This is a genomic window from Jeotgalicoccus sp. WY2, assembly GCF_018437745.1.
Lineage (GTDB): Bacteria > Bacillota > Bacilli > Staphylococcales > Salinicoccaceae > Jeotgalicoccus > Jeotgalicoccus psychrophilus.
Genome location: NZ_CP049818.1, coordinates 633150 through 648369 on the forward strand (window position 1 = coordinate 633150; position 15220 = coordinate 648369).

Consider the following 15220-nt stretch of genomic DNA (forward strand, 5'->3'; position numbering starts at 1 on the left):
GGGTAGACCAGTTTATCCTGCAAATCAATTAAGAGGCTTCATCAACACAATTAACGATTTATCAGCAGATCTTGTTTTGCAAGAATCCATGCACCATTTCATTTCAATTATATGAAGCAAAAATAGAAGAATCACTCATAGAGAAAAACGAAGAGAAATTCATGAAGTACACTGCTTTACTAAAAGAATTGTAATAGATGTACATATAGAAAGAGCACAGCCCCGCTACGGCTGTGCTTTTTTATTTGCCTGTGCAGTAATATCGCTATTGGTCTACCTTGTTAAATCGACATCGTCAACCAAATGCCGGCGGACTACCTTGTGAAATCGACATCGTCATCCAAATGCTCACACACCCTCACAAACAAGAAAAAACCGGCACTCCTCAGCGCCGGCTCCTCAAATAAACTCTTATGATATCAAATCCAAGAACTCTTCTCTCGTAATACGTCCTAAATAGTGGCTGATATCCACATCTTTAATTGCTTCTTCAATGTGCTCACGGTTATGCTCCACACCGATCAGCAGATTCTCAATATCCACTACTTCACCGACGCCGAAGAAGTCACCGAATATTTTCGCATGTTCGATGCGCCCGCTTTTGACTTCCAGTCTTACGTCTAGCAAACCGGCAGCAAATTTATGTGAGTTGTCGTAGTTGTATTTAGGGTTTTTGCCGTAGTTCCATGCCCACGTCTGGTATTTTTCTTCAGACAGCTGGTTAATTTTCGCCCAGTCGTCGTCTGTCAGTTTATATTCTTCAACGTTTTCAAGTCCGCCGAAAATTTTTGCAAGAATTCTCTCTTTAAATTCTTCGATATCAATTTTCTCATCTAAATAGTCGTTAATATTCCCAACTCGTGCACTGACCGATTTAATTCCTTTTGACTGTATTTTCTTCGGATTCACTTTCAGCGCATTCTGCACTTCTGAAATGTCACTTTCAAGCATTAAGGTACCGTGTGAGAACATACGCCCTTTTTGTGTGAACATCGCGTTTCCTGATACTTTCTTGCCGCCTTCGATTTCAATGTCGTTTCGTCCTGACAGTTCAGCGCCTACGCCCATTTCTTTTAGTGCTTCTACGATCGGCTGCGTGAATTTTTTAAAGTTGTGGAAGCTGTCGCCGTCGTCTTCTGTAATGAAGCTGAAGTTCAGGTTGCCTTCGTCATGGTATACTGCGCCCCCGCCTGATACGCGTCTCACTACTTTAATGCCGTGTTCTCTAATGTACGGTTCGTTAATTTCTTCAATCGTATTCTGGTTTTTCCCGATAATAATTGACGGCTGGTTTACATAGAATAAAAAATACGAGTCATTCGTTGGAATTTCTCTTAGTATATATTCCTCCATCGCCAGATTAATCATTGGATCTTTGATGTCATTGTTTGAAATAAACTTCATTGTTTTTCCCCCTGGTACATAATAAAAGACCTGCCTCTATTATAATAGAAACAGGTCTTAAAATCATATTTTACTTATTCAATATTTTTTCTGCTGTGTTTTTCGCAGTCTGCACACAGTCAGGAAGCCCGACTGCGTAATGTGATGCACCGATTAAGTGCAGTCCCGGATAATTTTCCGCAGCATATTTTTGAATATCATCGATGATATTTATGTCCGACAAAGTAATTAGGCATTGCATTCATCATGCGTGTAACGATAGTGAATTCAGGTTCACCGTCCAGCTCCATGATTTTATCCAGATCCTCGCGTGCCAGACGGACGATGTCTTCGTCTGATTTCTCATGTACGATAAAGTCCCCCGGGCGGCCTACATAAGCACGCAGCAGCGCTTTACCATCCGGTGTGGAGTGTTCCCACTTTTTATTCGTCCACGTACATGCAGTAATCGATGTATCCATATTGCGGCTGATGACGAAACCTGTACCTTCAATCGTATTTTTCACCTGCTCGGCATCGAATGCCATCACAACTGTCGCAACACTCGTTGCTTCCATATGTTTGAAGTATTCAAATTCCTTATCCTTAAACCAGCGTTTGTACTGGAAATGAGGTGTTGTGACGATGACTTCATCATAATGATGCGTGCCGCCGTCTGCCGTGAGTTCATAGCCGTCTTCAGTTTTTTCAATCGCAGTCACATCGAAATTGAAATGAATCTGCCCGCCGCGCTTTTCGTTTTCACTGACCAGACGGTCGATAAACGACTGCAGTCCGTTTTTAAACTGCAGAAAAGCACCCGTTTTCGTCTTCGGAGCTGCCGGCTTGTCTTTCTTTTCAGCCATCAGGCCTTTCATCAGACTGCCGTATTCCTGTTCCGTCTCTTTGAAGTTCGGGTACGTCGACATTAAGCTCAGCTTGTCGATATCTGTACCGTATACTCCTGCTAAAAGCGGTTCAATCATATGCTCAAGAAGATCGTTTCCGAAACGTGCACGGAAGAATTCACCTACTGAAATATCTTTATATAACGGCATCGCAGGCTTGATAAAATCAAGTCCTGCACGCAGTTTCCCTGCCCACGACACTAAATCTGTCGTTAAGAGCGGAGAGAGCTCCATAGGTACGCCGAGCATCGTGCCCTTCGGCACCGGTGACAACTTATTTTTCGCATAGATGTACGCCTGTCCCGTCTGATTACGGACCAGCGTGTCACCGAGTCCCACTTCTTCTGCGAGCTCTGTCATGACTTCTTTACGCGCTAAATAAGACTCAGGTCCGAGCTCGATTGTATAACCATCACGAATATGAGTATTTACTTTACCGCCGGCTCGGTTTGACGCTTCGTATAAATCGACTGTCAGGTCTGTTCCATCTTTTAAAAGATAATGCATTGCCGACAATCCTGTGATTCCTGCACCTACTATCGCTACTCTTTTCACTCTTAACGCCTCGCTTATTACAATTTAATTAATTCGTTAACCATTGCCTGAATGAAACGTGAATCTGTATTCGGCATATTCGGTCTGTGATAGACCGCACCGATTTCGTCAGTCACAACTTTACACTCGTAGTCGTTATCGTATAACACTTCCAGGTGTTCGCATACAAAGCCAAGCGGAATGTAAACGAAGTGCTTAAAGCCGTGTTCGTTATATAATTCACGTGTTAAGTCCTGAACATCCGGTCCAAGCCATGGATCCGGCGTGTTACCTTCCGACTGCCAGCCGACGAAGTAATGACCGCTGTCAAAACGTGCTTTAATTAAATCTTTTGTTGCCTCAAGCTGACCCGGGTATGGATCGTTATGTTCTTTAATCTTCTCAGGAAGACTGTGCGCACTCACTACAATCGCAGTTTTATCCGCTTCGTCAGCAGGAATTTCTTCTTTGAAAGTCGTTTCAAGCGCATCAACCCAGAAATCGATAAACGGCTTCTGTTCGAAGAATGATTCTACAGATTTAACAGTAATGCCGTATTTCTCCGCTTCTTCAGCAGCACGTTTGTTATATGAACCGACAGAGAAATTTGAATAATGCGGTGCAAGCACCACGCTGTAAATTTCTTTAATGCCGGCGTCGCTGATTTCTTTAACAGTGTCTTCGATAAACGGGTGAATGTGCTTCAAACCGATAAACAGTTCAAACTCATCATCACTCTGTTCATTTAGAGCATTTACCAGAGCTTCCGCCTGGCGTTTTGTAGTATCTGCCAGGGGCGAAATTCCGCCGATTGCTTCATAGCGGTCTTTTAAGTCCTGCAGTGCTTCTTCACTTGGCTTTCTGCCACGTCTGATATGTGTGTAGTAAGGCTCAATATCCGATTCTTTATACGGTGTACCGTATGCCATAACTAATAGTGCTTTTTTCTCTGCCATTTTCAAAATCACAATCCTTTACTGTGTGTGTGTACTAATTCTGTCAGTCGTTTTAAAACGTCCGGATCTACTTCAGGGAAGACACCGTGGCCAAGATTGAAGATATGTCCTGTTCTGTTTCCTTCTTCAACGATTTTCTTTGCACGTTCTTCTATTACTGACCAGTCCGATAATAATAACGCCGGGTCAAGGTTACCCTGCAATGCTTTCGTAATACCTAAATCACGAGCTTCTGTAATCGACATTCTCCAGTCGAGTCCAAGTACGTCACTGCCGAGTTTATCCCATTCAGTTGCTAAATGGCTCGCGCCGATACCGAAAATAATCACCGGTACGTTTTGTGCTTTAACCGCATTAATAATTTTTTTCATGCCAGGTGCAAGATAGAAGTTGTAGTCCGCTTTATTAAGCGCACCGCCCCATGAGTCAAAAATCTGAATGACACTTGCGCCTGCTTTAATTTGTGCTGTTAAGTAAGTAATGCTTGTCTCAACTAGCTTATCCATTAATTTGAACCACAATTTCGGGTTCGAATACATCATTGTTTTCGTACGGTGATAGTTTTTAGATGGTCCGCCTTCTATCATATAGCTTGCAACTGTAAACGGTGCACCGCAGAATCCGATAAGCGGGACATTTAATTTTTCCTGCGTTAAAATCTGTATTGCTTTGTAGACGTAGTCTAAATCCTTAAACGGATCCAGTTCTCCAAGATTTTCAACGTCTTGTTCAGTACGGATAGGATTATGTATTACAGGTCCTACCCCGGACTTGATTTCAACATCAATACCGATTGGTGCCAGCGGTGTAATTATATCTTTATAAAGCACTGCCGCATCGACATTATAGTTATCTACAGGTGTAGCCGTGAGATAAGCAGTAAGTTCAGGCTGTTTTGTAATTTCAATTAAAGAATATTTTTCTTTAACTTTTAGATATTCAGGCTGCGAACGCCCAACCTGTCTCATAAACCAAACTGGTGTATGTTCTGTCTTTTCTCCGCGTGCTGCTCGAATGAGTGTATCATTAAACACAGTGGTACCCCCTAATATTTATATGTTCATACATCTACACATTTTATCACATTCTTTAGAACAATTATTAATTAGACGCAAGTTGTCAAAAAAACGTACTATTTGAGATTTGTTTAACATTGTATGATTTCAGGTATATACTGATTAACATAACTAAACAAGAGGTGAAGCACAGTGTATTTACACGCAACTACCGGGACGATTGATTTTCTCTCCTCCCTTCAGCAAAAACACCCTAATGTATCGATTAGTGCAAGAGGTCCGGAAGCAATTTTATATTATGAAGATAATAAAGAAAAATCGATTTTCTCCACTAACATGACCTATGACATACTTAACGAGCAAGGTTCACTTGATGAAGAACTCCCATTATCAATGTTTTATATACCTGCTGCAGGAGATGGTACGCATTCCTTAAGAGGACATTTAAGCGATCTTTCTGAAGAATTAAGAGCAGTTAACGGCATTGTCTCATACAGAGTCGGCGTCAACACACGCGATGAGAATTACATCGTGCTTATTAAATGGGCGGACATGAGTATTTACAATGATTTTAAACATACCGATGTCTATAAAAACTATTTAACATCAGAATCATTAAAGAGTTTCCGCAATGAAGAATCATTGTTCGGCGACTATTTATCATCGAAGTTTTACTACAATATCGATGACAATGAATATACTGAAGAAGAAAAAGAAGAACTCAGCGATTAATCGCTGAGTTCTCTTTCTTTTTTATAGATGGATTTTGATAATACTCTGTTTAACAGATAGCCCCACAAGGGGAAGGCCAGTGCATAGAAAAACTGCGCCGGATGCGTCACCGTGAACATAAATGCAAAAATAAGCGTAATAGCAAAGACGATTTTATGCGAATATCTGATATAACTGTCCTGAATATACGTCCGGGATACCGGCCATACTTTTGGCCATAGAAGATATGCCTGTGCTGTATATATTTGAGACATCTGCAGCACGATTAAATAAATGCCGAACAGACTGAATATCAGCGATACATACAAGTTGCCGATCCAAAACATAATAATAAAGAATAATAATATGATGCGGAGCACAATCATCGGCAGATCGTGGTCTCGCATAAATGAACGGTAAAATAAATATTCGTACATATATTTTTTATTGAACTTATCAGCTTTTGGCACCCAGAGAAGGACATCCAAAATACGTCTTCGTTTAAATGCTTTGTCGATACGTTTAACATTCGTAAACATACTGACAGTCTGATAATACTGCTGCAGCGCTTCTTTTTCATACTGCACGTAGTTCAGCCATGACAATGTTTTAAATGAACTTTTTTTCATAATTACGGTAAATATAATAAAAGAAGAGCCCTGCAATCATAAAGAACGGATTAACGAGCACCAGCATCAGCGAAATAAAGTTAAGCAGTATTAAAGCTGAAGTGACAGCCCATTTTGTATAATCTGTATTGACCGACAGGCGTCTGATATTAAAGGCGTTGAAATACAATAAGACTGCCAGTAAAAAAAACAGTAAAATCGATGTTAAATCGTGACCGATTGATAAGAGAATCAATACAGCAACAGATGCTGCTGCCGGCACAGCAAGACCGAGCGACAGACTGTAAATATCCGCCCGCTTAAAATAAGCAGCCATTTTCTTTTCGTAAGGCGGCAAGAAAAGCATATCCGCTTCTTTTAAGAGTGTACGATACTTCGGCAGCAATACTGCCGCCATTAAGAGCGCACACAGCGTGTCGATATACAGACTTGGACTGAGTGTCTCTCTTAAACCGAGCAGCGTATACAGAAGCACACCGGCCGCAATCATTAAGAATACGAGGAAGTGACTGTTAAAAATAAACTTGCCGTAATAGCTCCGTATTTTTACGTCTTCCTCCATGCGCGTATTAAACAGTTTACTGCTCATGACGTTTCCCGCCAGTCAGCTGGATATATACATCATCAAGTGTGCCTTCAGACAGCCCTGTCTGCTCTCGCAGCTCATCCAGTGTGCCGTCTGCTATTTTACGCCCCTGGTCGATAATGATATACCGGTCACAGTAGCGTTCCGCCGTTGCAAGAATATGTGTACTCATTAAAATGGACCGGTTTTTATCGCGTTCAGAAATCATCAGTTCAATTAACGATTCGATGCCGAGCGGATCGAGACCAAGGAACGGCTCATCGATAATATAGAGCTCCGGTTCTACGATAAACGCACAAATCAGCATAACCTTCTGCTTCATTCCTTTTGAGAAGTGGCTCGGAAATGTATCTTCCTTATCATCGAGCCGGAAACGTTTTAAGAGCGGTCCTTTTCTCGCCTCTACTTCCTGTGGTGTTAACCCGTAAGCCATCGCCGTCATATTAATGTGTTCCCGGAGTGTCAGTTCTTCGTAAAGAATCGGTGATTCCGGAATATAACCCATATGTCTGCGGTACGCTTCAACGTCTGAGTCAATTGTTTTGTCCATTACTTTAATGTTTCCGCTGTGCGGCCTGAGCAGCCCGAGAATATGTTTAATCGTCGTACTTTTACCTGCTCCGTTTAAACCGATTAGCCCGATAATTTCACCGGCTTTTATATTGAAAGAGATATCGTGAATGACGGGATTTTTCGAATACCCGCCTGTAAGTTCATTAATTTCTAAGACCATCATCTGACTTCCTTTTAAATAATTCTAATTATTTGTATACTGATACTTAAGTAAAACTATATCATAAGTTTTTAATGGAGGATAATGAGATGAACAAGACAATTTTTGAAAAAATTATCGACAGAGAAATACCTGCCAATATTGTGTATGAAGACGACCACGTTATCGCATTTATGGATGCCTTCCCAATCGTTAAGGGGCATACGTTAGTCGTTCCTAAACAGCCGATTGAAAATATTTATGACCTGGATGCAGAAACAGGGGCGAAAGTAATGAGTGTCATTACGAAAGTATCTAATGCAGTCAAAGATGCATTTGAGCCTGCGGGCTTAAACGTAGTTCAGAATAACGGTGCTTACGCATCACAGTCAGTTTTCCATCTTCACTTCCATATTATTCCCCGTTACAAAGAAAACACGATGGCTTCGGCTATAAATGGGTCAGCGTGGAAGATGATCGCAACACAGCGGAGATTCGTTCGGATGTTGAAGCGGCAATTAAAAATAAATTAAATGAATAATTAAGATTAAATCAGGGTATATTATATTTGAGATAAGGATGTGAATGAATTTATGAAACTTAAAAATATCGGTGTAGGATTCGCAGTCGGAATTACAGGCGGCATGCTCATATCCTTTTTAAATGCACCTAAATCAGGTAAAGAACTCCAGCAGTCATTAAAAACAGGTTCAAATGACTTAAAATCACAGATGGACCAGCTTAAAATCGAAGGAGAAGAAATTAAAAACTCTTTTCTAAAAACGAAACACGAATCAAGTGAAGTCTTCTCCACTCTCGGTGACGAAGTGAAATCGATGATTTCAAACTTCCAGGCGGATATTAATCCGAACGTCGAGAGACTGCAGGAGAATATTGAGATTATTTCGAATAAAGCTGATACTGCGATGTCGGAAGTACAAGGTAAAGATGAAAAAGATGACAGCGATAACAACTAACAGTTAAAAAAACAGAATATTTACAATGGACGGTGTGTTTAAGTTTGTGCACCGTCCTTTTTATATGATATATTATGCCTTGTATATGAACCGGAGGGAGAATTTTCGAATGAAGAAGAAATTTGCACCATTTATAATAGGATTAGGTTTAGTAAGTCTTGCTGCCTGCAGCAATGAAGGTGAAGAAAGCACGGATTCAGCTTCGACAGATGAAGGCGGAGATGTAGAATTCGGCAGTGTTCTTGCTACGAGTGATGCAGGAGATATTACTGCAGACGACGTGCTGAACCAGATTGGTACTAATCAAGTTGCAAACCAGACTTTCCAATTAGTATTAGACAAAGTTTTAACTGATAAATATAGTGAAGAACTAAATATGGATGAGCTCAATGAGCAAATCGATGCTGAAATTGAACAATACGGCGGCGAGGAAAACTTCTCGATGATGTTACAGCAATCACAGCCGGGAATGACAGTCGATACATATAAACAGCAGCGTGTATCCAATGCACTAAATGATTTATACTTTGCTGATTACTTTGAAATCACTGATGAAGAAGCATTCGACAGTGTGAGAAAATCATCTCACATACTCGTATCATTCGCTGAAGAAGATGCAGAAGAAAGTGCTGCAGGCGCCGAAGGTGAAGAAGAAGAACCGGCAATGACTAAAGAAAGAAGCAAAAGCAGAAGCTAATGATTTAAAAGCACAGCTTGATGACGGTGCAGACTTTGGTGAACTTGCTGCTGAGCACTCAGACGATACAGGAAGCGCACAGCAAAACGGCGAGCTCGTTATGTAAGTGAAGGACAGATGGTTGAAGAATTCGAAACAGCACTATTCGAACTTGAGCCGGGACAAATTTCAGAGCCGGTCGAATCACAATTCGGCTACCACATCATTCTTAATGAAGATGTAACTCTTGAAGACACACCTGCAGAAGAATTAAGCACAATTAAAACACAAATTGTAAACAAAAATATCCAGGAAGATCCAAGCCAGGCACTGCAGGGCTACCGTGATCTCCTAGAAGAATACAATGTAGCATTTGAAAACGAAGAAATTCAGACGTACATTGAAGAAACATTCCTTAACGCTGACGAAGCATTAGAAAATGCACAGCAGCAGGAAGACGCTGCAGCTGAAGAAGAATCTGAAGGTGCTCCAACTGAGGAGAATGCTGAAGAAGAATCAGCAGATACTGAAGAAGACGCTGAATAATATTTGATATGAATTGACGCAAAGCCTATAGGCTTTGCGTCTTTTTGTTGTTGAAATACCACGGCGTTCCCCCGTTGTGAATCCAGCCCTCCCGGTTTACAACGGCGTTTCCCTGTTGTGAATCCAGCCCTCTCGGTTAACAACGGCGTGTCCCTGTTGTGAATCCAGCCCTCCCGGTTAACAACGGCGTGTCCCTGTTGTGAATCCAGCCCTCTCGGTTAACAACGGCGTTCGCCTGTTGTGAATCCAGCCCTCTCGGTTAACAACGGCGTTTCCCTGTTGTGAATCCAACGCCCCCGGTTAACAACGGCGTTTCCCTGTTCTGAATCCAACGCCCCCGGTTAAAAACGGCGTTCCCCTGTTATGAATCCAACGCTCCCGGGTTACAACGGCGTTTCCCTGTTCTGAATCCAACGCGCCCGGTTTACACACCACCACCAAAAAGATCCCCGCATCTCTGGGGATCTAATCTAATTCTATTAAAAACTTTCCGGACGGTAGAAGTTACGTGATTCAAGCGGGAAAATTCTTTCCGTGAATGCACCTTTATCCGCCTTATCAATATGTTTGTCCATCATCATAATACGTGCGTCGATGTTATCGATAAAGTGCAGAATTTCTGCTTCTTTAACCATCGGTACTTTCGGTGAACCGTACTCAAGTTTACCATGATGGCTGAGAATTAAGTGTTTTAGCAACATAACTTCTTCGCCTTCGATGTTCAGCTGATCTGCAACTTTTGTAATTTCTTCTGTTGCGATTACGATGTGCCCGATCAAGTTTCCTTCGTTAGTATAAGTCGTGCCGATTGGTCCGCTCAGTTCTTTCACTTTGCCGATATCGTGGAGAATAATTCCGCTGAATAGCAGGCTTCTGTTTAACGTCGGATAAATATCACATAATGAGTCTGCCACGCGGAGCATATAGTAGACATGGTACGCCAGTCCCGACACAAAGTCGTGGTGGTTCGTCATTGCTGCCGGATAGTATGAGAACTCTTTACGGAATTTATTCAGCAGCTGGCGTGTAATACGCTGCAGACTGCCGTTTTCTATTTTCAGACAGTAGTCTAAGATTTTATCGTATAGTTCTTCACCGTCAATCGGTGCTTTTTCTACGAAGTCTTTAGCTTCCAGTCCGTCTTCCTGTGTTGCCACACGGAAGTTTGCAATCTTCATCTGCTTCTTGCCGCGGTAGTCGATAATATCGCCTTTTACTTTAACTAACGCCTCAGGAACAAGTACATCGATGTCTTTCGGTGAGACGTTCCAATGTTTTGCTTCAACTTCTCCCGTCTTGTCCTGCAGCACGATTGTCATGTATGGTTTGCCTTGTGTAGTCACGCCCTGCTGACTGCGTTTAATCAGAAAAATGTATCTACAGAATCTCTCCAGGCTGTAATGATGAAATTTATTCATTACTGAACCCTCCTACTTCGTTTTTTCTTTCAGTTTAATCGTTTGAGCTGATGGTATGCTCGTATTTAAATTACATGTAAAGTACAGTACCTGGTCGTCTGACCTTCTAAAGTAATCAAGTATCGTTTTTGTACGTTCGCTGTCGAAATGGACGAATGCATCGTCGACAATAATCGGCAGCTGATAGTAGCCTTTGAGTGCTCTGATAAGGCTTAAACGTAAGCTGATGTACAGCATCTCTTTCGTTGACTGCGACAGTTCAAGCGGATGGAATACCTGGCCATTCTTATGTTTCACGAAAATGCCTTCGTCACTGTAGATGACATTAATATAACGGCCTTTCGTTACGAATTCAAATGTTTCCCTCGCTTCTCTCTAAAACAATCGGCAGACGTTCATCTTTGATCGCTTTAATATGCGTCTCAATTAAGATGCGGATATATGCTAACGACATATATCTTCAGCCAGGCTCTGGACAACACCTTTACGCATACCGTAGAGGTGATTCAGTTCGCTCAGCTTGCCGTCGCTTTCCAGCACCTTGATTTCATTGTTAATTTCAACAAGTGACTGCTGTTCAAGCTGAATTTGTTCATTTAAACTATCCAGCTGTTCACTGATATTATCTTCATCAGTTTTCAAGTCTGCGAGCAGGCGTCCCGACAGCTCATTTCTAAGGTCGTAATCGAAATGTTCTTCATCCAGTTTATCGCTGAGTTCTTTAAAGCGGGTAACATTACTGACATACTCACTATGTTTTCTTGCATAGTAGTAGTATTCTTCTTCGTCATCCGCATCGACATAGTCTAAGAGCTGGTTCAGTTCACGCTGTGATGTGCTATTTCTTTCTTCAAGAACTGTTATTTCATTCTCAAGCAGATTGGCCTGTTCACGCAGGCTGTAATATGCCGCTTCGTCTTTACTCAGTTTTGAAGCAAGCTGAGCTGCTTCATGGAATATCGATGTTTTGTTATAATGAATGCCGAATGCGCTCACTTCTTCACTTACACGCTTATCAAAATCATTCAGTTTCTGATTATTGTTATCGAGTTCCTGCTGTTCACGGTTGATTTGATGACGCTTCTGTTTAATCTGACGGATTGTATATATCGCATCGACAATATACTTATCGTCAAGTTCAGGATTTACTTTTAATTTCGCTTTCGCTTCAGAAAGCTGGATATTCAAATGATCCTGATTCGCTTCGTTAACCGACAGCGTTTCTTTCAGGTCATCCAGTTTAACTGCAAACGAATTACGTTTTGCACGCAGCCCTTTCAGCTCCTGGCGCAGGTCTTTCGCATCCTCGATATCAAAGTCGATATTGTACTCGCTTTTCAGTTCATTAATTTCTTCCTGCAGCGAGTCGACTTCAAGCTGATAATCGGTCTTCAGCGTATCCTGTTCCCGGTTATTTGTAATAACGAGGATAAACAATGCTGCTGCTCCGACAGCAAGTGCAAGGCCGCCGTACAGATAGCTGTTATTAATAATGAACATTACACCGATTGCGATTGAAATCACACTGATTGTAATAATCAGCGCTGCCTGCCAGTTTTTAACTCTGTCACGTTCACGTTTCTCACGCTCGTAATCTTTTTCGATCAGCTGATACATCCGCTTCTTCTCAGTCAGTTCAAACTCACGGTCCAGCACTTCACGTTTTTTCTTCATTCTCTGATCGTCAATCTGATTTTGTGACGATTCTTCAATCTCTGCATCGAGCTGTTTTATATCCGCTCTCAGATGGTCAATTTCACGAATTAAGTACTGTTCTTCCAGCATAATCTCATCGTATTTCGACAGCAGCGACTGCACCGATTCACGGACGATGTTTGAGTCATCAACATCCGGATATTCCTCTTTCCAGCCGATATCTTTCTGCAGATTTAATATATCATTTTCAAGATTTGACACCGAATTCGATAAACGCATAACTTCCAAGTTCTGCTGTTTAATTTCAGGTTCTTCTTTTTGAAGCGCTTCTAAATAGCTTACTATCGTTTTGTCAGGGAGCTTCACATGCTGAATTTCAGCAATCAGTGTTTTAAGCCTTTCCTGCCGCAGTCCAATATCTTTAGCAGACTGCTTAACGTGGTTACGCAGTGATTCATAGCGTTCAATACCCCGTTCCGGAAAGTTTACCGGTTCGATATTAAGTTTGCTCTCAAGCTGCTTCCAGTCCTTAATATCTTTATGATACATAACTTCTTTCATCTTCTGCTTGCGGACTAATTCCATCTGATGGAGTGCATGTTTTTTGGAATTTAAGCTCTCAAGCGTTTTAACCTGTTCATTAATCAGCGTTTTATATTCATCCTCGTTCTTTTCAAGTCCGCGGATTTTATCGCTCAGCTCATTTAAATCTTCGAGTTCTGTATTAATGACGGGATTAATGCCGTTTCTTTTATAGAGAGATTTAAGCTCCTTATCGATTGCGCCGAGCATCTCATCATATTCGTGAGAACCGAGAGCTCCTGCACGAAGCAGGTATTCCTGCAGCTTGTCTTCCGTCATATTTTTGTGAATATCCTGGAGCCCAAGCACATCAAATGAAAAGATTGAGCGGTATGTACGCTTATCTATATAATTCATTTTTTTAGTGAGCCATTCCTCACCTTTTGTTGTACCGTCTTTAAAGTAAATTTTTACATCGCCCTGGACCTTGCCTTTAAGTCTTTCTATTTCTACAGGCTCCGGTTCATCTTTAAATTTAACAGTCAGCTTGCCGCCGTATAAGTTATGCATACGCGGTTCACGACGGGGTTCCTGTTCTTTCTTAGTCGGGAACCCAAACAGTACCGAATGGATAAATGACATCATCGTCGACTTGCCGGCTTCATTTTCACCGAATATCTGAACGAAATCCTGATTCGTATTAAATTCCTGTTTAATAATTTTTCCGTAACCGTATATATCTGATAGGATTCTCATAATTTCACTACTTCCTCATCAACATTTTCAGACGATCTTCACCCATTTTGAGAAGTTCTTCCGGAGATACTTCACCAATTGGCGGCAGGTACCGGTTAATATTCGGATCCATGTACATAGTATTAACCGCGCTTCTGAATAACTCTTCATTATCTGAGTAACTCTTCTTAATATCTTTCAGCACTGCTATCTGCTCTTCATTATTATATGAGACTTTAATATTATCAATCCAGACGAACTGAGAAATATTAACTTCGTCTTCCTGCAGGAGATCAATAAGCTCAGCATAGTCACTTTGAGAAATTTCATCTTCTCCGTCATAGTTCAGCTGGAGATTAACGATGTACTTGCTCTGTTCTCTCAGCCCCTGCTTAAATTCGACAATTTGCTGATAAAGTTCTTCTTTTCTAAGCGACTCAGTATCGAGCTCCAGATTTTCGAAGATTACTTCCTGAACCGGCACGAAGTTTGCCGCCAATGAAACGTCATCCCCTTCAACAAGGAGAAATCCTTTTTCACCGGTTTCGTTTTTATGGCGTCCCTGAATGTTTCCTGAATAATGAACCTGCGGTAAATCTGCCAGCTGCGATCGCACGTGAATATGACCAAGTGCCCAGTAATGATACAGCTTGTTGTTCAGTGCTTCTAAATTAAATTCCGTATAGCGCTTCGCTTCGTATTTCGTTTTCGCATACGTTCCGTGCAGCAGGCCGATATGAATGCCGCGGTTATCTGTATTCGTCGGATACTCATCAAGTTTGTTTTCGTATGATTCATCCAACAGATAGCTGAAGCCATGCAGATAAATACGCTCACCTTTTGAACTCAGCATTTCATATGTTTCAACGTTCTCTTTGAACACAGAAACATTATCCGGCCACGTTGTTTTAAAGCCAAAAGAAATCGGATCGTGGTTACCGTGAATCATGTAGACGAATATACCTTTCTCCTTTAATCTGTTAAATTCCTTCTTCAGAAAAATTTCAGATTTTAAAGAACGGTTCGACTGATCGAAAATATCACCTGATATAAGTAAAAAATCTACTTTCTCTTTAATAGCGAAGTCGACCATCCGCGAGACACTTTTATATGTACTTGTCATTAATATTTCGAGTATATTGTTAGGCATTTTAGACCGGGATTTAAACGGGCTGTCCAGGTGCAGGTCTGCCGCATGGATAAATTTTACCATTGGGTTCACCATTCCTTCGGAAAAAAACTCTATTCTTCAACA

General features: G+C 41.4%; 13 protein-coding genes and 3 pseudogenes. 5 read left to right on the forward strand and 11 right to left on the reverse strand.

The genetic code is table 11. The features are described 5' to 3' along the window. Window positions 1-411: 411 nt before the first annotated feature. The 4 genes and pseudogenes from G4D76_RS03575 to hemE all read right to left on the reverse strand — a co-directional run bounded on the left by G4D76_RS03575 (window position 412) and on the right by hemE (window position 4815). Window positions 412-1404: a lipoate--protein ligase gene (locus G4D76_RS03575; protein WP_213810558.1), complete on the reverse strand. Its 993-nt coding sequence runs from the start codon at window positions 1402-1404 to the stop codon at window positions 412-414. Between the two features lie 70 nt (window positions 1405-1474). Continuing rightward, window positions 1475-2798 (reverse strand): annotated as a pseudogene (gene hemY, locus G4D76_RS03580) (protoporphyrinogen oxidase). 65 nt (window positions 2799-2863) lie between these two features. After that, on the reverse strand, window positions 2864-3781 hold the full coding sequence (gene hemH / locus G4D76_RS03585; RefSeq protein ID WP_213810980.1) for a ferrochelatase: 918 nt from the start codon (window positions 3779-3781) through the stop codon (window positions 2864-2866). Window positions 3782-3789: 8 nt separating this feature from the next. Then, window positions 3790-4815, reverse strand: a complete 1026-nt coding sequence (gene hemE, locus G4D76_RS03590) for a uroporphyrinogen decarboxylase (RefSeq protein ID WP_026860160.1) — start codon at window positions 4813-4815, stop codon at window positions 3790-3792. 174 nt (window positions 4816-4989) lie between these two features. Between hemE and G4D76_RS03595 the strand changes: the two genes are divergently transcribed. After that, complete coding sequence (locus tag G4D76_RS03595) at window positions 4990-5529, forward strand: hypothetical protein (RefSeq protein ID WP_213810559.1); 540 nt, start codon at window positions 4990-4992, stop codon at window positions 5527-5529. On the opposite strand, the gene G4D76_RS14500 is transcribed toward G4D76_RS03595, so the two are convergent. From G4D76_RS14500 to G4D76_RS03605, 3 genes are read right to left on the reverse strand one after another with little or no spacing between them, the layout of a single operon-like run. Beyond that, window positions 5526-6137 (reverse strand): ABC transporter permease, encoded by a 612-nt coding sequence (locus G4D76_RS14500; protein ID WP_250130165.1) that lies wholly within the window; start codon window positions 6135-6137, stop codon window positions 5526-5528. The two genes, G4D76_RS03595 and G4D76_RS14500, sit on opposite strands and share 4 nt — an antisense overlap. After that, window positions 6118-6726: an ABC transporter permease gene (locus G4D76_RS14505; protein WP_250130166.1), complete on the reverse strand. Its 609-nt coding sequence runs from the start codon at window positions 6724-6726 to the stop codon at window positions 6118-6120. Before G4D76_RS14505 ends, G4D76_RS14500 begins: the two co-directional genes overlap by 20 nt. Then, window positions 6716-7456, reverse strand: coding sequence for an ABC transporter ATP-binding protein (locus G4D76_RS03605; RefSeq protein WP_305794288.1), 741 nt, complete (start codon window positions 7454-7456; stop codon window positions 6716-6718). Before G4D76_RS03605 ends, G4D76_RS14505 begins: the two co-directional genes overlap by 11 nt. A gap of 89 nt (window positions 7457-7545) precedes the next feature. Between G4D76_RS03605 and G4D76_RS03610 the strand changes: the two are divergent. The 4 genes and pseudogenes from G4D76_RS03610 to G4D76_RS14515 all read left to right on the forward strand — a co-directional run. After that, window positions 7546-7976: pseudogene (locus G4D76_RS03610) on the forward strand (HIT family protein). 52 nt (window positions 7977-8028) lie between these two features. Next, window positions 8029-8412, forward strand: a complete 384-nt coding sequence (locus G4D76_RS03615) for a YtxH domain-containing protein (RefSeq protein ID WP_026860165.1) — start codon at window positions 8029-8031, stop codon at window positions 8410-8412. Between the two features lie 109 nt (window positions 8413-8521). Continuing rightward, window positions 8522-9109: a peptidylprolyl isomerase PrsA gene (locus tag G4D76_RS14510; protein WP_250130167.1), complete on the forward strand. Its 588-nt coding sequence runs from the start codon at window positions 8522-8524 to the stop codon at window positions 9107-9109. A gap of 31 nt (window positions 9110-9140) precedes the next feature. Further along, window positions 9141-9634: pseudogene (locus tag G4D76_RS14515) on the forward strand (peptidylprolyl isomerase); the annotation flags it as partial. 479 nt (window positions 9635-10113) lie between these two features. Here the strand turns inward: G4D76_RS14515 and yhaM are convergent. The 4 genes from yhaM to G4D76_RS03635 all read right to left on the reverse strand — a co-directional run bounded on the left by yhaM (window position 10114) and on the right by G4D76_RS03635 (window position 15178). After that, window positions 10114-11052: a 3'-5' exoribonuclease YhaM gene (yhaM, locus tag G4D76_RS03625; protein ID WP_213810562.1), complete on the reverse strand. Its 939-nt coding sequence runs from the start codon at window positions 11050-11052 to the stop codon at window positions 10114-10116. 12 nt (window positions 11053-11064) lie between these two features. Beyond that, entirely contained in the window at window positions 11065-11349 is a 285-nt protein-coding gene (locus G4D76_RS14520) for an ATP-binding protein (RefSeq protein WP_250130168.1), read from the reverse strand. 147 nt (window positions 11350-11496) lie between these two features. Next, window positions 11497-13986, reverse strand: a complete 2490-nt coding sequence (locus G4D76_RS03630; protein ID WP_250130169.1) for an AAA family ATPase — start codon at window positions 13984-13986, stop codon at window positions 11497-11499. A gap of 7 nt (window positions 13987-13993) precedes the next feature. Beyond that, window positions 13994-15178, reverse strand: coding sequence for a metallophosphoesterase family protein (locus G4D76_RS03635; protein ID WP_026860169.1), 1185 nt, complete (start codon window positions 15176-15178; stop codon window positions 13994-13996). Window positions 15179-15220: the final 42 nt, after the last annotated feature.